16 protein-coding genes and 1 riboswitch are annotated in these 19,019 nt (G+C 38.4%); of the genes, 2 read left to right on the top strand and 14 right to left on the bottom strand.

Annotation, left to right across the window (positions count from 1 at the left end; translation table 11 throughout):
- Positions 1–37 precede the first annotated feature (37 nt).
- Together KQI58_RS09455 and KQI58_RS09450 are read right to left on the bottom strand one after the other, a co-directional pair.
- The gene (locus KQI58_RS09455; RefSeq protein ID WP_216408581.1) at positions 38–1,321 is read right to left on the bottom strand and encodes a nucleobase:cation symporter-2 family protein; all 1,284 of its coding nucleotides are present in this window, start codon (positions 1,319–1,321) and stop codon (positions 38–40) included.
- Between the two features lies 1 nt (position 1,322).
- The gene (locus tag KQI58_RS09450) at positions 1,323–1,904 is read right to left on the bottom strand and encodes a xanthine phosphoribosyltransferase (RefSeq protein ID WP_216408579.1); all 582 of its coding nucleotides are present in this window, start codon (positions 1,902–1,904) and stop codon (positions 1,323–1,325) included.
- Between the two features lie 77 nt (positions 1,905–1,981).
- Positions 1,982–2,079: riboswitch (purine riboswitch) on the bottom strand.
- A 248-nt stretch (positions 2,080–2,327) separates the two neighbouring features.
- On the opposite strand from KQI58_RS09450, the gene KQI58_RS09445 reads away from it, so the two are divergent.
- The gene (locus tag KQI58_RS09445) at positions 2,328–3,245 is read left to right on the top strand and encodes a magnesium transporter CorA family protein (protein ID WP_216408577.1); all 918 of its coding nucleotides are present in this window, start codon (positions 2,328–2,330) and stop codon (positions 3,243–3,245) included.
- Between the two features lie 92 nt (positions 3,246–3,337).
- On the opposite strand, the gene tdcB is transcribed toward KQI58_RS09445, so the two are convergent.
- From tdcB to clpB, 6 genes are all read right to left on the bottom strand, one after another.
- Positions 3,338–4,345 carry a bifunctional threonine ammonia-lyase/L-serine ammonia-lyase TdcB gene (gene tdcB / locus KQI58_RS09440; RefSeq protein WP_016180343.1) on the bottom strand — a complete coding sequence of 336 codons (1,008 nt, stop codon included), beginning with the start codon at positions 4,343–4,345 and terminating at the stop codon, positions 3,338–3,340.
- Complete coding sequence (ald, locus tag KQI58_RS09435; protein WP_216408575.1) at positions 4,345–5,454, bottom strand: alanine dehydrogenase; 1,110 nt, start codon at positions 5,452–5,454, stop codon at positions 4,345–4,347. Before ald ends, tdcB begins: the two co-directional genes overlap by 1 nt.
- Positions 5,455–5,789: 335 nt before the next feature.
- On the bottom strand, positions 5,790–6,227 hold the full coding sequence (locus KQI58_RS09430; protein ID WP_016180345.1) for a Fur family transcriptional regulator: 438 nt from the start codon (positions 6,225–6,227) through the stop codon (positions 5,790–5,792).
- 93 nt (positions 6,228–6,320) lie between these two features.
- Complete coding sequence (gene cysK / locus KQI58_RS09425; protein WP_216408573.1) at positions 6,321–7,250, bottom strand: cysteine synthase A; 930 nt, start codon at positions 7,248–7,250, stop codon at positions 6,321–6,323.
- 279 nt (positions 7,251–7,529) lie between these two features.
- Entirely contained in the window at positions 7,530–8,372 is an 843-nt protein-coding gene (locus KQI58_RS09420) for a glucosaminidase domain-containing protein (RefSeq protein WP_216408571.1), read from the bottom strand.
- Positions 8,373–8,654: 282 nt separating this feature from the next.
- The gene (gene clpB / locus KQI58_RS09415) at positions 8,655–11,258 is read right to left on the bottom strand and encodes an ATP-dependent chaperone ClpB (RefSeq protein WP_216408570.1); all 2,604 of its coding nucleotides are present in this window, start codon (positions 11,256–11,258) and stop codon (positions 8,655–8,657) included.
- A 157-nt stretch (positions 11,259–11,415) separates the two neighbouring features.
- On the opposite strand from clpB, the gene KQI58_RS09410 reads away from it, so the two are divergent.
- The gene (locus KQI58_RS09410) at positions 11,416–12,426 is read left to right on the top strand and encodes a zinc-binding alcohol dehydrogenase family protein (RefSeq protein ID WP_216408568.1); all 1,011 of its coding nucleotides are present in this window, start codon (positions 11,416–11,418) and stop codon (positions 12,424–12,426) included.
- A 20-nt stretch (positions 12,427–12,446) separates the two neighbouring features.
- Here KQI58_RS09410 and KQI58_RS09405 read toward each other — a convergent pair whose 3' ends face one another.
- From KQI58_RS09405 to KQI58_RS09380, 6 genes are all read right to left on the bottom strand, one after another.
- A complete protein-coding gene (locus KQI58_RS09405) occupies positions 12,447–13,481 on the bottom strand; it encodes a lysylphosphatidylglycerol synthase transmembrane domain-containing protein (RefSeq protein WP_216408566.1) in 1,035 nt (344 codons plus the stop codon).
- Between the two features lie 101 nt (positions 13,482–13,582).
- The gene (gene pepT, locus KQI58_RS09400) at positions 13,583–14,812 is read right to left on the bottom strand and encodes a peptidase T (protein ID WP_216408564.1); all 1,230 of its coding nucleotides are present in this window, start codon (positions 14,810–14,812) and stop codon (positions 13,583–13,585) included.
- Between the two features lie 23 nt (positions 14,813–14,835).
- Complete coding sequence (locus tag KQI58_RS09395) at positions 14,836–15,957, bottom strand: Nif3-like dinuclear metal center hexameric protein (RefSeq protein ID WP_437177513.1); 1,122 nt, start codon at positions 15,955–15,957, stop codon at positions 14,836–14,838.
- A complete protein-coding gene (locus tag KQI58_RS09390) occupies positions 15,938–16,651 on the bottom strand; it encodes a tRNA (adenine(22)-N(1))-methyltransferase (RefSeq protein ID WP_216408560.1) in 714 nt (237 codons plus the stop codon). Before KQI58_RS09390 ends, KQI58_RS09395 begins: the two co-directional genes overlap by 20 nt.
- Positions 16,652–16,769: 118 nt before the next feature.
- Positions 16,770–17,696, bottom strand: coding sequence for a primosomal protein DnaI (gene dnaI, locus KQI58_RS09385; RefSeq protein WP_216408558.1), 927 nt, complete (start codon positions 17,694–17,696; stop codon positions 16,770–16,772).
- Positions 17,696–19,009 carry a DnaD domain protein gene (locus KQI58_RS09380; protein ID WP_216408556.1) on the bottom strand — a complete coding sequence of 438 codons (1,314 nt, stop codon included), beginning with the start codon at positions 19,007–19,009 and terminating at the stop codon, positions 17,696–17,698. The genes dnaI and KQI58_RS09380 overlap by 1 nt, the downstream gene beginning before the upstream one ends.
- Between the last annotated feature and the right edge of the window lie 10 nt (positions 19,010–19,019).

Genomic DNA, 19,019 nt, shown 5'->3' with positions numbered 1-19,019 from the left:
AAAATAAAAAGAAACGCAGCCTCTGCCGCGTTTCTTTCTATTTTCCTTCTCTTTTATAGCCATGAAATAATAGATTCAAAATAATCGCCGATAAACTACTCATAACAATTCCGTTCCCAGTAAACATTTGAACGGTCTCAGGTAGTTTAGCAAATAGAGTCGGCGTTGCATTAAATCCTAAACCAAAGCCAATAGAAATGGCAATGATCAACAGATTTTTTTCATCATTGTAATCAACTTTCGACAACATTTTCATTCCTTGAACAGCTACCATGCCGAACATTACCAACATCCCGCCACCCAAAACAGGTTCTGGAATAATCTGAGCTAATGCTCCGACCTTTGGAAACAGCCCTAAGATAATTAAAAAAATTGCTGAAAAGTAAATCGGACGACGAGTTTTAATCCCAGATAATTGAACTAGACCAACATTTTGAGAAAAACCAGTATATGGGAACGTATTGAATAATCCCCCTAGAATAACTGCTAAACCTTCTGCACGATAGCCGCGTTTTAAATCATCTTCTTTTACTTGTTTTCCAACAATATCACCTAAAGCAAAATAAACACCTGTTGACTCTACCATACTTACAATAGAAATAATGATCATTAGTAAAATAGAAAATGGCTCAAATTTTGGTGTTCCAAAATAAAATGGTTGCGGCACATGGAACATCGGTGCATGACCGATCGCCGCTAAATCAACTTGACCCAAAAGCGCAGCTAACACTGTTCCGCCGACTAACCCGACTAAAACAGCGATTGAACGAATGAATCCACGTCCAAAAACTTGAACCGCTAAGATCAAGATGATCGTCACGAAAGCCAAGATTAGACTTGTAGGCTCTCCAAACGTTTTAGCCGCAGCATCTCCACCACCCATTTTCGTAACAGCTACCGGGATCAACGTCAAACCAATGGTCGTAATAACTGTACCTGTTACAATTGGTGGAAATAATTTTTCTACCTTAGAAAAGAAACCCGAAATCAGCACCACGAAAATACCTGCAGCAATAATTGAACCATACACTGTCCCGACTCCGTGTGTTTGTCCAATCAATATTAATGGAGCTACCGCTTGAATTGCACAGCCCAAAACCACTGGTAATCCGATTCCGAAAAACTTATTGACTGTCAATTGTAACAATGTTGCTACTCCGCACATGAATATATCGATTGAAATCAAATACGTCATTTGTGCTTCGTTGAATCCTAGCCCTGTCCCAATCAGAAGGGGAACGGCTACTGCTCCAGCATACATTGCTAAAAGATGCTGTAGGCCTAATACTGCTGATTTTCCATTTCCTGTTTCACTTGTCACTCTATGCGTCCTCCTCGATAAATGTTACTTTACCGTCATGTAAGGAAGAAATTCTTGCTAGGGAAACGACTGGAATATCCATGTCTTCAATCAATTGTCGGCCATCTTGGAAAGATTTTTCAATCAATATTCCAATTCCAGAAACACTTGCTCCAGCTTGTTGACACAATTCGATCAATCCCTTAGCGGCCTGGCCGTTCGCTAAAAAGTCATCGACTAATAAGACATTGTCCTCTGCAGAAAGGAATTTTCGAGAAATTGAAATAGTACTAGTCACCTGTTTGGTAAATGAATAAACAGAAGCCGTCAATAATTCTTCATCCATCGTCAAGCTCTTTGACTTACGGGCGAAGATCATCGGTACTTTTAATGCTTGAGCAGCATAAACCGCAGGTGCAATTCCAGAAGCTTCGATCGTTACTACTTTAGTGATCTTTTTACTTGCAAATACTTCTGCTAATCGTTTGCCCATTGCATCCATCAATTCAGGATCTACTTGGTGAGTGATAAATTCATCAACTTTTAGGACACCTTCACCTAAAACACGGCCATTATCTCTGATGCGATCTGTCAATTCTTTCATTAATACTTTCCCCTTTTCTTGTCGTTTTTTGATTACTACAAAAAACGCACCTCATCTGCAAAGCAAAAAAGGTACGTCACCGTACGATTTTTACTTATAGTCTTGCGTTTACGGCACAAGGTAGAAACTGTCAACCATATTATGACGATATATAAGTTCACTTCTAATGAAAATTTTCATTGAAGTTTATGAAATATGAAATTTATTATATCAGATACAATTCACCTGTAAACTAGAATTATTTTAAATGAGAAGATTTATAGGTGAATGACATGATTGTTTAACCTTATCCGAAAATTTCTTCTATTATAAAGGAAGAAATCCTTCTCTACAAATCTAACGATTCAAATTAATTGGCAAGCAGGGTTTGTTTTGAGATGATAAGAGTAACGAAACTAACATGTAGGTAAGGAGGATTTTCTGTTGATAGATTTCTTTTCTATTTCAAATGACGGCGTGCAAAAAGGAGCGAACAAGGGAAATTGGATAGCTCTTTCCAATCCAACAGATGTGGAAAAAGAAGAGCTCTGTAAAACCTATGAGCTTCCCAAAAGATTTTTCTCACTAGGAAAAAATTATTCTAATGTCTCTTTTTTTAAAAATTACTTGACCGAAGACGATAAAACAGTCTGTGTAATGCTTTTTATCGATCTTAAATCAATGGATGAGCCAGAATCATTGTCTTCAACTGTTACTGTCTTTTTGACAAATGATGTTTTGATTACAATAAGTGAAAAGCCATTGATTGAGGAAGTGTTAAATAATTTTGAATCTGAGATTTCTTCCGAAGCTGGTTTGATCCTACACACCATCCAAGTCATCAATGAACATTATTTAAGTTTTTTACATAAGCTTCGTGAAAAGATTGAAGAGATTAGTCAAGAGGCATCAAATGGCTCGAACCGAAATATTTTAGAAAAAACGACGGATACGGAAAAAACACTCGTTTACATTGATAATTTGTTAAAAGAACAGCAAAAAACAATTCATTCACTTTTAGATGCTGATTTGGTTTCTTCCGATCGTGATCTGGCCATCGAGATCGAACTGCAAACAAAACAAGCGACCACATCCGTTCAAATTTATCGCGAAATGTTGAGTTCCATTAGTGGTCTAATAAACAGCATGATGGACAATCGCTTGAATCAATTGATGAAGTTTCTAAATACTGCTTCTCTTTTGCTGGCTTTACCAACACTGATTTTCAGTCTATGGGGCATTAACACAGGGGGATTACTCTGGCGAGACTCAGAAATTGGATCAATCATGGTCGTTCTTTTAGCATTGATTGTTTCGATTGTCAGCGGCATCTATCTCTTCAGAAAAGATTACAATGCTTAAAAATATGTAACAGCAAGGCAGTTGTTACCCAGAGTGAAGAAAAAAGTGCTCCAAGTTCCTAATTCGAACTTGGAGCACTTTTTCTCTTACGTTTATTTTAATTCGTTTGCTACTGAGAAATGACCGATAACATCAGTGATTCGGTTCAGATCCACATTACCGCCGGATACAACAGCAACGACTTTTTTACCGTTTACATACTTGTCTACTTTTCCCGCTAGAATAGCCGCTGTTGCAAGAGCACCAGCACCTTCAACAACGATTTTTGTCCGTTGAATCAAATCTTTCATCGCAAGTTCGATTTCTTGTTCAGATACAGTTACCATATCGTCAACAAGTTCTTCAACTACTTCGAATGTAAGGTTTCCTGGGAACTCTACAGCGCAACCATCAGCGATCGTCGCTGCTTTTTTATACCCCACTTTTTTACCTTCACGGAATGAAGCTGTCATCCCATGGATGTTTTCAGCCTGAACACCGATAATATTGATGTTTGGATTGAAGGTTTTCATTGCTACAGCGATTCCAGCAATTAGTCCTCCGCCACCAACAGGCACAATAACCGTGTCAACATCCCAGATAGAATCCAAGATTTCAAGGCCAATTGTTCCTTGTCCAGCCATAACAAATTCATCGTCATAAGGAGGAATATACGTGACCCCTGTTTCTTCAACGATTTTTTCGCAATACGCTTTGGCTTCATCAAAACCAGCACCATGGAGAATGACTTTTGAACCATAACCTTCAGTTGCCTCTACTTTAGCTTTTGGAGCTGTCTCAGGCATAACGATCGTACTCTGAATACCCAACAATTTTGAAGTCAACGCGACTCCTTGCGCATGATTACCAGCGGATACTGCGATAACGCCCTTGTCTTTTTCCGCTTGCGTTAAGTGAGCGATTTTATTAAATGCTCCACGAAATTTGAATGAACCAGTTAATTGCATATTTTCCAATTTCAAGAATACCTGACCACCGGTTTTAGCGGTTAGAAACATTGATTGGATCAACGGTGTTACACGTCCATACTGTTTGACCACATTTTTTGCTTCATGAATATCTTCAATAGTGACAGGAAGCTTTGTCATTGTGCTAGTCATTACAGAACATCTCCTATTTCAGTATAAGGAACAGCAATTGAATCTGCTAAAGCTTTCGAAACAACTTTACCTTTGTAAACACTCAAACCAGACAGTAATGATTCATCAGATTTCAACGCATCATCTAAACCTTTAACACTAACATCTTTTAGGAATGAAATATTCCCTTTTGCTAAAGCAATTGTTGCAGTTCTTGGAGTTGCACCTGGCATATTAGGAACAGCATAATGAATGACATCATGTTTCGTGAACACTGGATCTGCATGGTTTGTTGGTTTATCAATCGTTTCTACTGTACCGCCTTGATCAATCGCGATATCGACAATGACAGAGCCTGGTTTCATTGATTCAACCATATATTCTTTCACTAATTTTGGTGGTTTTGCTCCTGGAATCAAGACAGTTGAAATGAAGACATCTGCTTCTTTAATCTTTTCTTCCAAGTTTTCAGTATTTGAAACGAGTACATCAACGTTATGATCTTTGTAACGATCCTTCAATTGTTTGATACGATTTTCATTCACTTCAAGGATGATTACGTGACAGCCAATTCCAACAGCCATGTCTGCTGCATTTTCAGCAGCATTTCCTCCGCCCAAAATAACCACAGTTCCAGCTTCAACGCCATCAATTCCTGGAAGTAAAATACCTTCTCCGCCATGTTGTTTTTCTAAATAGTATTGACCCAGATTCACTGCGCGGCGTCCAGCGATCGCACTCATTGGTTTTAATAATTCTAAAACGCCATTAATTGAGATATTTTCACCTGACAGAGCCGTAACGCCAACTTCCATCATTTTCTCAACACAGGCTTTGTTGGCTGCTAAATGCAAGAAACCCCAAATAATTTGACCTTTTTTGAAATAGTGATATTCACTTTCCATTGGTTCCTTTACTTTTACGATCAATTCAGCTGTCCATGCTTCGTCAGTATCGACAATTTTTCCGCCAGCCTCAATATATTGTTCATTAGTAAAACCTGAACCTGCACCAGCATTATTATCAACCAGCACTTCATTCCCAGCTTCTACTAAAATTTTCACATTTTCAGGTGTCATACCGACACGTGCCTCACCTTGTTTTGGATCTTTAATTACGCCAATTTTCATGGTAAATCACTCCTAATGGATTATTATTGAAGTTCTTTAACTTCGGAACATGTTTAATATATCACAATGCATTTTAGAAGCAACAATCATGTACTAAGTGTTATTAATATCTCATTATCAGCGAAACCTTCTTCATTTAACTAAAGAAAAATATTTAAAAACACCGTTATTTAGGCATTTTTAAATAAGAGTGCTTTCATTTTAAAACTTTATATTCTCTTCAAATAGTTTTTTTAATAAAAATAGTGCAAGCGCAGTCAATTTTTAAATGTGATTTTTCTCATTTGCAGAATCAAGAATTGTGTTATTTTAGATAAAACAAAAAAGCTGAGGATTTATTCCTCAGCTTTTGTTTGACAATCTGGACATAATCCATAAACTTCCAAACGATGTTTATTGATTTGATAACCTGTCAGTTTACTAGATGCCATTTCAACGTCTTCTAATCCAGGATAGAAAAAGTCAACAATCTTCCCACATTCTGTGCAAATTGCATGATAGTGCTGCTTGTTCGTGAAATCAAAGCGACTCGCTGCATCACCATAGTTCATTTCTTGTACGATTCCAATTTCAACGAATTTTCTCAAATTGTTGTAGACGGTCGCCACACTCATATTCGGGAAGCGGCCCTCTAACGAACGGAAAATCTCATCAGCCGTTGGATGATTGCGGTACTCAATTAAATATTCTAAAATGGCATAACGCTGTGGGGTAATGCGAACTCCGCCGGCCTTTAATTCTTTGACCGCTTGATCAACTGCCTCATTTACCATATAAGCCCCTCCTGTTTTGATTCTATATTAAAATGATACTATTATCTGAGGGGAAATACTAGCTGGATTCAAAAATTAATATTTTTCATAAACTTATTGGTTAAATTGAAATAATTCAGTAGATAAGTAACGTTCGCCATTATCTGGTAGTAAAACCAATACTTTTTGATCAGAAGTCATCTTTTTAGCTACTTCAATCGCTGCAAATAGTGCCGCTCCCGAAGATATGCCAACCAAAATTCCTTCTTTTTTTGCAATTTCTCTAGCTGTTTCCATAGCATCATTACTTTTAACCGGTAAAACTTCATCATAAATGTTAATATTTAAAATACTTGGAACAAATCCGGCGCCAATTCCTTGAATTTTATGTGGACCAGATTGGCCACCTTCTAAAACAGGTGATTCCTCAGGTTCTACTGCATAAATCTTAATATTCGAATACATGCGTTTTAATTCATTACCTACTCCGGTAATTGTGCCACCTGTACCGACTCCCGCAACAAAAGCATCTAGCCCATTTTTTTCAAAAGCATTCACAATTTCCCTTGCAGTTGTTTCTTCATGAACCTTGGGATTTGCTGGATTATCAAATTGAGCTGGAACGAATCCGTCCTTTTCTTCAGCCAATCTGTTAGCCTCAGCGATCGCGCCTTTCATCCCATCTGCACCCGGAGTAAGAACTAGATTCGCTCCATAAGCCTGCATAAGCTTACGACGCTCAACACTCATTGTCTCAGGCATGACCAGCGTTACAGGATACCCTTTTGCAGCGCCTACCATTGCTAAACCAATCCCTGTATTCCCTGATGTCGGCTCTATGATCATCATTCCAGGTTTCAACTTGCCGTTCTTCTCTGCATCTTCGATCATTCTTAATGCAATTCGATCTTTTACACTGCCTCCAGGATTAAAGGATTCTAACTTCACGTAAATCTGGGCCATTTCATCCGTTGTCATGTTCTTAAGTTTTACGATAGGTGTCTCGCCAATTGTGTCCAGAATTGAATGATAAATATTTGTCATTTTTCCTCGCTCCATTCCTTACCTTATGTAAGTTATCTTAACGAATAATGGGAGAAGATGCGAGAATTTCGACTTTTAATTCCTCATAATAACACTTTTCTAAATAAATGTCCCTAGTTCCAAATAAAATCTTTAACTAAATATCATCAGCGGCTTCTTATACCACGAAAGCCATTTCATTTTAAACATCTTTATTGACTATCTCTATTTATTAGGTTAGCGAGAAAAATAAATACAGACCGTTAAAAAGATGGAGCAAATTGCTCCATCTTCTAGAAGTTAAATGACAATTGTATCCCCAGGCATAATTGTTGAATCAGAACTCCAGCCATTATCAGCTAACAACTGATCGACACTAATTCCGAATTTTTCAGCGATTCCCCAAATAGAGTCACCTGATTGGACTGTATATGATTGCCCGCTAGCAGAGGCTGTTGTTTGACTATCTTGATTAACACTAGTACTTTGTGTTTGTACTGCTGTACCTGCTCCTGGTGTATCGAAGCGAGTCAAATTGTAGGTTTGGATTAAAGAAATCAACTTTCCTGCATAACCAGGGTCCGTTGCATAACGTCCAGTTAAGTAGACAGCGGCATCTTGGTAGCTGTAAGTATGACTTTTTCGCGCACCTGCATAATAAGAGCCAGTTAAAAGATTAGCATGAGCTTGAAACGACTCAGCATAGCTATTGTAAACGGCAAATGGTTCATTCATCGTTACCCATTGACCATTTAAATATTCCTGAGTGCTCATTGATACTGATGGGCCACCACTATATTCTTTGACACCGAACAGATTGTAGTAAGGTGCAGCTGACAACTGAGAGGTTCCAAAGCCAGTTTCAACTAAAGCCTGGGCAACCATGATCGATGCATAAAGATCGTTTGAAGCTGAAACCTGCATCGCGGAAGCACCTAATTGTTCAATAAAAGCAGATTGATTTTGAGTCTGTCCCATTTCAGCTGCGTTTACCTTCACATTATTCATCGTTAAAACAGCCGGTGAAAGAATCATTGCCGTCCCGAGTACAGGGAGCGTTCTTTTGGCAGCCTTCATTCGTTTCGCCTTCTGCTGTGTTCTTATATAATTATATTTTTCGGTGCGGGTTTTAAATTGATTCATTATATACCTCCAAGAAACCTTCGCGAGCTCTTCATTTTTAGTTACTTTAAAAGTATAATCCAAGAACAAATAACAAACAATTTAAACACCGTAAATTCACTAATTTGTCATTATATCGTAACATGCGTAACGTAAAAGTTGTTATGTTTCTATTTTATTGCACTTGATTTTTTTATTTTAGTCAAATGAGTTTCAGAAATTAAGAAAAAACGAACCAGTATAGAAAGACAACTTCCACTGTTCCGTTTTTACTATTTTATTATTTTTTGTTTACATAATTATTTATTCGTTAATCGATTGATTTTGAAATACCAATTGATCGTCAAATAATTCGATAGAAACTTTCGTTTTCGGCATCACTCGACCCGCAATGATCTCTTTTGCCAGTGGCGTTTCAACCTCTCGTGTAATGAAACGCTTCAACGGACGTGCGCCGTATTGTGGTTCATACGCTTTTTCTGCGATCCAGCTTTTGGCATCTTCAGTGATATCTAATTGAATTTCCTGTTCTTCTAATCGATGAGATAGATGCTGCACGATTTTCTCAACGATTCCCTTCACATCTTCTAGACTCAATGGCGTAAATAAAATCGTATCATCAATTCGATTCAAAAATTCTGGTTTAAAATGTCCTCGCAGCATGCTTAACACTTGTTCCTTGGTAGTCTCAGGAATTTTTCCTTCAGCGGTTACGCCGTCCAGCAATACTTGTGAACCAATATTACTAGTCATGATCAAAACAGTATTCTTGAAATCAACTAACCGACCTTTAGAATCTGTCAATCGTCCATCATCTAAGACCTGTAATAAAATGTTGAAAACATCCGGATGGGCTTTTTCGATTTCATCCAGTAAAATGATCGTGTAAGGATTTCTCCGAACAGCTTCTGTTAATTGACCACCTTCTTCATAGCCTACATAACCTGGAGGTGCTCCAACAAGTCGAGACACTGAATGTTTCTCCATATATTCACTCATATCGATCCGTACCATATGGTCCTCAGAATCAAATAGATTTTCTGCCAATGCTTTTGCCAGTTCGGTTTTACCAACACCAGTTGGTCCTAAAAATAGAAATGATCCGAGCGGACGATTTGGATCCTGCAGCCCTGCACGTGAACGTAGTACTGCATCACTTACCGCATCAACAGCCTCATCTTGACCAATCACACGTTTGTGGAGTGTACTGTTTAAACTTAATAGTTTTTCACGTTCACCTTCTACCAATTTGGTTACGGGAATTCCTGTTAGTCGACCCACTACTTGAGCGATCTCGTTTTCTGTCACGGATTCCTGTACCATCTTGATGTCACTCTTTTTATTTTTTTCCTCTAATTCAGCTAATTCTTTTTCTAAATTCGGAATCGTGCCATGTCGAAGAACAGCAGCCCGTTCTAAGTCATAATTATTTTCCGCATCTTCTAACTCATGTTTGGCTTGATCGATCTCAGCTCGCTTATTTGAAACGACATTAACTTCTTCTTTCTCCGTCTCCCATTGCAATTTCATCGCGTTGGTTTCTTCGCGAAGATCAGCCAACTCTTCCTGCAAGTTTTCTAAACGCTTTTTGCTTGCATCGTCGCTTTCCTTTTTCAAAGCGGCCTCTTCAATTTCCAACTGCATCAAGCGACGAGTCACTTGATCTAACTCAGTTGGCATCGAGTTCATTTCCACGCGAATGCTGGCGCTGGCTTCGTCCACTAAATCAATGGCCTTGTCTGGTAAAAAGCGGTCAGTAATGTAGCGATCAGACAATGTTGCTGCGGCAACTAACGCATTATCATGAATATTTACTCCATGATGAATTTCAAAACGTTCTTTCAATCCACGCAAAATACTAATCGTATCTTCAACGGTCGGCTCCTTCACTAGAACCTTTTGGAAACGACGCTCTAACGCTTTATCCTTTTCCATATATTGACGGTACTCGTCTAGCGTCGTGGCACCGATTAGATGTAATTCTCCACGAGCCAACATAGGTTTCAAGATATTTCCAGCATCCATACTGCCTTCTGTTTTTCCAGCACCTACAATATTATGAATTTCATCAATAAATAGCAGAATTCGTCCATCTGATTTTTTGACTTCTTTTAAAACTGCTTTAAGTCGTTCTTCAAATTCTCCACGGAATTTTGCACCAGCGATCAATGATCCCATATCTAAAGAAAAGACTGTTTTATCTTTCAGGTTTTCTGGTACATCTTTACGCACGATTCGTTGTGCCAACCCTTCGACGATTGCAGTTTTACCTACACCAGGTTCACCGATCAATACAGGATTATTCTTAGTTTTTCGCGAAAGAATTCGGATAACATCACGAATTTCCTCATCACGGCCAATAATTGGATCTTGTTTACCGTTTTTAACCTGTTGAACTAAGTCCACACCATATTTCTCTAAAGCTTTATATGTTTCTTCTTGATTTTGTGAGGTCACTCGATCCCCTCCTCGCATATCTTCAATATTTTTTTGTACTTCTTTTTCATTTAAACCTTGCTGATTCAAATATTTCGTCAAGGAGTAATTTTTTAATTTCATTAAAGCTAGAATGACGATCTCAGTAGATAAGAAATCATCTTGAAATTTTTCACGTAACTGGTCCGCCTCATTTAGTAAATTGAAAAGGTTCTGGCTGATATTTTGACCATATTGAACATTTCCACCGCTAACGGTCGGATATTCATCTAATACTTTATCAACTTCACGTTCGAATTGATCCACATCAATTCCAGCATCCGTATAAAAATTGCGCCCAAAGTGATTTGGCTGTAAAAATATTTTCCAAACATGAGCAATATCAATTTCTTGATGATGTCTTGTCACTGCAATTTGCTGAGCTTCAGCAATTGCTTCCTGTAACGTTGTCGTCATTTTTTTGATATTCATAAGCATACCTCCGACATTAATAGTAGTTTACACCTAATAGTATATAACTTTGGTCAGTAAAGGTCAAAAATATTGATCTTCAAATTTAAAGTTTATTATTATGAAGAAAAACAAAATAATGCTACAATTCTTTCATTAATAGAAAGAGAGTGATTCAATGATTTCACGCGTGATTGGCTTTGAAAAAGGGTTTGAACTTTCAAGTGGAAACCATTTTGAAACATACGAAGTCATGCTTCCTAAATTAAATAAAACGGATCTTGTCGTTAAAAATATGGCTACCTCTATCAATCCAGTCGACACAAAATTAAGACAAACTGGTAAAGGAACGCCTCAACCTCACGTTTTAGGCTTTGACAGTGTCGGTGTTGTGACTCAATTAGGCAGCGAAGTAAAGCATCTTGAAGTCGGGGACCGCGTCCTTTTTGCAGGTACTACTAAAAGATACGGCAGCTATAGTGAGAATCAGGTCGTCGATTCACGTATTGTCGCAAAATTACCGCATGGTATTTCAACCGATGAAGCCGCTGCCATGCCCTTAACCTTTATCACCGCTTATGAAATGCTTTTTGAGAAAATGGATTTAGTTCCCCAAGAAAATCAGAATAGCGGAACGATTCTAATCATTAATGGTGCTGGCGGTGTTGGTTCTGTTGCCACCCAACTTGCAAAATGGGCGGGCTTAACTGTTATTACGACTGCTTCTCGCAAAGAAAGCAAGGAATGGTCAGAAAAAATGGGCGCCGATCATATTATCAACCATCATAAAGATTTGACTAAACAACTTAAAAAAATCGGCTATCACTCACTGCCTTACATTCTGATTCTTCATTCTACTGACCGTTATTTTGAAGAAATGAGTGAGTTATTGGAACCGTTCGGTCATCTTGGTTCCATTGTAGAATCTAGTAAAGATTTGAATTTAGCAAAACTCAAAAATAAATCTGGTAGTTTTGATTGGGAGTATATGTTTGCTAAAACGGATTATGATCATAATATAGCTTCACAGGGTGCTGTTTTAGAGCTGTTGGTACAGCTGTTGCAAGAAAAAAAGATTCAAAGCACCTTGACGAAAATTATTCCTGGGTTCACGCCTGAGGTATTCTATCAAGCACATCAAATTATTGAAGAAGACGACATGATTGGAAAATTGGTTGTCCATTTTTAAAACAAAAAGGAAGTTAACGTTTAATCGTTAACTTCCTTTTTGGCTTCTTTGATTTCATGATTGATTTGCCGCTGTTTGTTGAATAGTACATAAATCATCCCTATCAAGAACGGCAACAAATATGTCGCGTAACGATACAATAGCAAAGAAGAGACTGCATCTACCCTTCCAACAACATTTCGGAAAAGTAAAACATAAACAAATTCAAAGCCGCCGATTCCGCCTGGAGCCGGCAAAACACCGCCGATAATCACTGTAAAGCTGATAAATGCCACTGTCAACCAAAGATCAATATCAGGATAATCCTGAACCAAAATAAAATATGGTAACGAATACCAAACAACTAGTTTTGCCATGTTCGAACAAAACACTCGAATAACAGAACGACGATCACGGATGAATGTTTTGATGGCCCCACGTAAAGAATAAACCTGATTATTCACCTGATCAACGATATCTCGTAGTTTTTGACGTTTAAATAGGCGGTTGCAGATAATTACCACTAGCACCTGGGCATTAATATTTAAACTCAGAACCAGCAAACTAGAAATAATCACCAAAGTCACCAAAATTCCAGCAAGTACCAAAAAGATACCGTTTGAGATATGCTCTTGAATCGCATCGCTTTTCACAATTAAAAAGACCAACGCCCAAACCATTAAGGCAATTTTGTATGTGACCATCCTTAAGGCACTTGTACCGGTCCCTTCAGAATACCTCAAATCCTTTTTATGATAGTAAATAACCTCAGATACAATTGATCCTGTACCGAATGTGATAACACGATAAAAAGTTGCATATGCGGATGCAAAGAAACCATCTCGAATGGTAAATTCTGGGTTGAATTCACCGGCAATATTTTTAATCGTGTACCCTTCGATTACTTGACTAATTAAACCGAGTCCTGTCACACCTAAAAGAACCGGCAAAGAAGTTCTGCCTAGCTCAGTGAAAATATCGCTCAGAGAGTCACGAATAACGAAGATAATAACGCCGATCATTACTACAAATATAAGGATATTTAGAATCAATTTACGATTGACTGATAAGTTCATTTTTTTGCCTCATTTTTTTCTTTATTGCTATAGCCTACCACATGCGAATGAGCAAAAAAAGAAAAAGCTTCAAGTTTCCTCAAAGCTTTTTCAGAAAAAAACTATTTCGCATTATTTTCAATGATCTTCACGATCACATCAACTGCTTTTTCCATCGTTTGTAATGAAACAAATTCGAAACGTCCATGCATGTTTTCAGCACCAGCAAAAATATTTGGTGTAGGAATGCCCATGAATGAGATTTTAGAACCGTCAGTCCCACCACGAATTGGTTCGATGACAGGTTTCACATCAACTTCTTCCATCGCACCTTTAGCCAAATCGATGACACTCATGTCTTTTTCAATAATTTCACCCATATTGTAGTATTGATCGTACATGTTGATCTCTACACGCTCTTGATCAAATTGGCTATTCATTTTCGCTTGAAGGTCTGTAATCATTTGTTTACGTTCTTCAAATTTAGCACGATCGTGATCACGAATAATATAGGTCATTTTCGCTTCTTCCACATTTCCATCTAAAGCTAATAAATGGAAGAATCCTTCACGTCCATCTGTTTTTTCTGGTCGATCGCCTTCTGGTAGTTGGTTGTGGAAATCAATTGCCATTTGTAACGCATTGATCATCGTATTTTTAGCTGTCCCTGGGTGAACATTCTTCCCGTGCATCGTGATTTCTGCTTGAGCAGCGCTAAATGTTTCATATTGCAATTCACCAATTGGACCACCATCCATAGTATAGGCGAAATCTGTGTTAAATTGTTTCACATCGAATTTATCCGCACCGATACCAATTTCTTCATCGGGACCAAAGCCGACACGCACTTCACCATGTTTGATTTCAGGATGATTAATCAAATACTCCATCGCCGTCATGATTTCAGCAATCCCAGATTTATCATCAGAACCCAATAGTGTTGAGCCATCAGTAGTGATTAATGTTTGTCCTGCGTAGTTTTTCAAATTAGGAAAATCTTTTACATTCAATGTATATTTTCCGTCAGCATCTAACTTAATAGTAGATTCACCATCATAATTTTCAACGATTTGAGGTTTAACCCCTTCTGCATTGAAATCTGCTGTATCCATGTGAGAGATAAATCCGATTTTCCGCGCTTCTTTGTCAAGGTTGCTTGGCAAAGTGGCAATCACATAGCCGTTTTTTTCGTTGTAAGTAATCTCCTGCATGCCGATTTCTTCTAGTTCTTTCATCAGCTCATGAGCAAAGTCTACCTGTGTTTGAGTTGTCGGTGTTGTGGTGCTTGTCGCATCAGAACGAGTTTCTGTCTTAACATAGTGTAAAAAACGCGGTAATAAATTTTCGTACATCTTACTCTCTCCTTTAATGCTATTTATTTAAATGAAAAAGGATTTGTGGAGGTCTCAGAAACAAAGAAATCAACCTTCCAGTCCTCTTCATTTTTCCATTGGTTAAAAAGGGCCACCATTTTTTCTTTACATAGCGACTCAATGTAATGACCCGGATCAATCACTACCATACCTGTCTCTTGCATATCATGGGCAGTATGATAATAAACATCTCCAGTAATATAAACGTCCGCCTTTGCTGCTAAGGCATTACGATAGAATTTTTCGCCACTGCCGCCGCAAATCGCTACGCGTTTAATCGTTTCCTTTGTCTTATGAGGATAAACCACACGCAAGCCGTCCAAATTAAAAGCTTCCTTCACTTTTTTAATGAAGTCTTCTGTCGGTATTGCTGTCTTAAGTTCACCGACTCGCCCGATCCCGTAATTTTCAGCCAAATTATCAATTTGATAAATATCATAAGCAGGTTCTTCATATGGATGAGCAGCAAGCATCGCTGCGACTATCTCAGTTTGCTTTGTCTCAGGAAACAGCACTTCGATTTTACTTTCTTGGACCTGTTCAGCAACATTCGCCGCACCGATTGTTGGATTTGCTTGGTCATTTGGCGTAAAACGCCCCGTTCCATTAACGGTGAATGAAGTTGCTTGATAATTTCCCTGTTCTCCTGCACCAGCTTCAGCCAATGCTTGGCGCATTTTTTTTGCATCCTCTTGAGGAACGTAAACTGCCAGCTTTTTCATGGATACCGTATGAGTGTGAATTAAATAATCCGTATCAACAACAGCTAATGCCTCACAAAACCAATCATTCAATCCATTTTCAATGATATCCATATTCGTGTGCGCCGCAAAAACCGCGATATCATGTTTGATCAAATCCGCATACATCTTCGTTTGAATATCATCAGTCGTTAAACGAGAAACCGGACGAAAAATCGGTGGATGCTTCACAATTAGCAGATCAATTTTTTTCTCAATCGCTTCATCGACAACCGATGGTCGAACATCTAAACTCATCATAATTCGCTTAACTTCTTTGTTTAACGTACCAATGTGCAAGCCGACGGGATCTCCTTCTTCGGCCAACCATTCGGGACAATACTGATTAAAACGCTGGATAAATTCACTTCCCTGCATTTGCAAGTACCTCCTTGATCCATTCAATTTCCTGCGCAACTTCACGAATTTTTTCGGCGACATCCTGATCACTTTGGTGTAAACTAGTTAAGATTTTTTCCATCTTGACTAATTTATGCTGCCATTTTTTAATAAAAACCGGAGTCTTTTCCTTTAGTAAAACTGGTCCAAAGAATAATTCTTTATCTGTGTAATCCTGTTGAGCTAACGCTTTGTCAGCAACGATCAGCTCATAAATTTTTTTATTTTCTTCAACAATGGCTTCATCTGTGATCGTATAGCCTTCAGCTACTAACCACTGCCGTAATTGACGCTCGCCAACGTTTGGTTGTAGAATCAACCGTTCTTTCCCAGATAAGCGTGCTTTTTCTTTCCCACGTTCTAAAATATCACGGATCAAGACACCACCCATTCCGCAAATAGTGATGGCTGAAATCTGATCATTCAATTCAACTGCTTCAAGTCCATCGGCTAACCGAACATCAATTTTATTCTCTAAACCATTTTTTGCTACTTGTCGTTTGGCTGACTCATAAGGACCCACTACGACCTCTCCTGCAATACCATAAGATATTTTGTTTTGCAGCATTAAAGCGACGGGCAGATACGCATGATCTGAACCTATATCCGCTAAACGTGCATCCTGCGGAACAAATTCTGCTGCTTTTTGTAAACGAATCGATAAATCTTTCGCGTTCATTTTTTCACATCCTAAAAATAATTATAACACTCCTTAAAAAAAGCGCCCCCTAAAAAGAGCTAAATGATAGCGCTTTTTAATAGGGCGTTTGCCTTTTTCTAAGAATATTTTTGTTTTTTTAACCGTTTCGGCGATTTTCGCCAATTACCCAGATTTCTCTGCTTAAATAACGAACACGTTCCATAATCCGCTTTGCTTTCAAAGGTTCTTCATCGCCTCGTTGTGTGACGGATAAATGTTGCTCCAATTGATCCATATTGAAATTAGATGAGAAAAAGGTCGGTAATTGTTCTTGCATTCGATGCTGCAGAATCACCCCTAGCACTTCATCACGTATCCAAGCGCTCATAGAATCTGCACCAATATCATCAATCATTAAGATCGGCGCCCGCTTCACTTCATCTAGTTTTGGACCAACTTTATCATTGGAGATTGCTTGTTTCATTTCTCCAGCAAATGTTGGAAAATGCAACAGTGTAGTTTCAAATCCCTTAACTGCTAGCTCATGGGCAACAGCTCCTAATAAGTAGGTCTTCCCAACACCAAAATCCCCCACCAAAAACAAGGCTTTATGAAACATTTTTGGTGCTGCTTCATATTGATTAATGAAATCCAGAGAAGCCTCCAATGCTTCACTACGCCCCGACGTAACCTCAAAAGTGCGAATCGATGCCTTGCGAATATCTTTGGGCATATCTAATGAGTTTACACGATTACGAATTTCTTCCTCACGCTTCAAACGCAACAGCTCATCAGTTGGTACATACGTCACATCAATAAAGTGAAAATTTAGACTTAACTGTGGTTCGTAACCAGGTGCGATCATAGTTGGATCAGAAGCTAAATATTTTTTCTTTTCTTGAACAAACTCATACAACTTCGCAAAGGATTTTTCAATATCCTCTTGTGTCAGCTTTTCTTTGTGCTCTTCGATGAATTGACGAACATCTGGATCGGCCAAAATTTCTTCCATCATTTGGCGGTAACGACCATCGACCCCACGGCTTTTAATGATGCGATTCAACTCTTTTCCTACATCTTCCATTAATCGTCACCTTCTTTACTTAAATATTCCGCTAATTTACGGTTCAATTCTGCCTCTTTTTCCGGTGTTAATTTAGTCTCTTTAGGCGGCTGCTTAATATGCTCCGGCAGCGCTTCTTTACGACCTGACCCACGTTTTTGATAAGCTGGACGACTTGTCTGAGGCTTTCGAACCAGTTTCTGATTGTTTTCACGTACATGAGTGATTGCCGCTTCCGGACTAACAATTTTTTTCTGTGCCCAATCATTTGCGATCGCATTTAAATAGTTTGCATTGATTACCGCTTGATTTTGAATGACCAAAATATAATTGATAATGATGTTGATTACACTTTTGGGTAATAAATTGCGACCAATCAATTCCTCTAACAATCGAACTTCTGTATTTGTCTCGAATCCGCCTTTTTCTCGTTTAATCGCCCGTAAAAATGTTACTGGAGCGATTTTCTTGCTTTGAGCGATAATCTCTAATTCTTGCGGAGAAAAACTGCCACTATTAGTAGAATTATCAATCGTTGTTTCCTTAGACTCGGCTGATACTTTGGGGCGTTTCTCCTTATTGATCAGCTGACGCAAGTAGTTAAAATTTAACCCGTTCTTTTCACCAGCGCTTGCTTTAGCTACATACTCTGCTAAATCCAATTCGTTCAAGCCATAAAGGGTCTGAAAGGTTTGAAGCTTTTCCCGTTCGTCGTGACTCAATATCAAGTTAAAGCGTTTAAGCTGCTGTGTAAATAATGACCAATCAAATTCTGTTTTATCAGAGAACGCCTCTTGGGTTTGCTCCAAGATTTCACTGTGACTGGCAAAAGCTTTATCATCTAAACGATAAACCTCACGGAAGCGTTTGGTAATATTTTGGACATCACCTTTTTCAAAGGTTTTCGGCTTGAAGCGTTCAACTAAATGTTCATAGCGTCGTTTTCCAACCTTATCCATTAACAAATAAGCCATCAAGGGATCTTGAAAAAATTTCTCTGGAATTAATGGAGAACGAAGTTGATAGAGCAAGCTTATACCAATTTCATTATCTGATTTTTGATACGTTTCTAACAAACCAATGCCTTCCAATTTTTCCCGCGCTTTTACCAAGTTCATTAATCCCGTATCCACTGCAGCCAATAAATCCGTATGCATCAGACTGACACTCTTGCCCTCGATACTAACATCACTAACTAAAGTAAAATATAGGCTCAATGCGTTACTTCCAATAATCGGCTGATACAAATAAAGCAGCGCGTCCTGTTTGCTTTGATCAAGTTGTGGCTCTCCATAGACCGTGTAAAAGGTACTGGGTTTTAGTTCTTCTGCCACTAAAAAGCCT

Source organism: Enterococcus raffinosus, assembly GCF_018917525.1.
Lineage (GTDB): Bacteria > Bacillota > Bacilli > Lactobacillales > Enterococcaceae > Enterococcus_A > Enterococcus_A raffinosus_A.
This window is presented reverse-complemented; position numbering and strand designations above follow the sequence as displayed.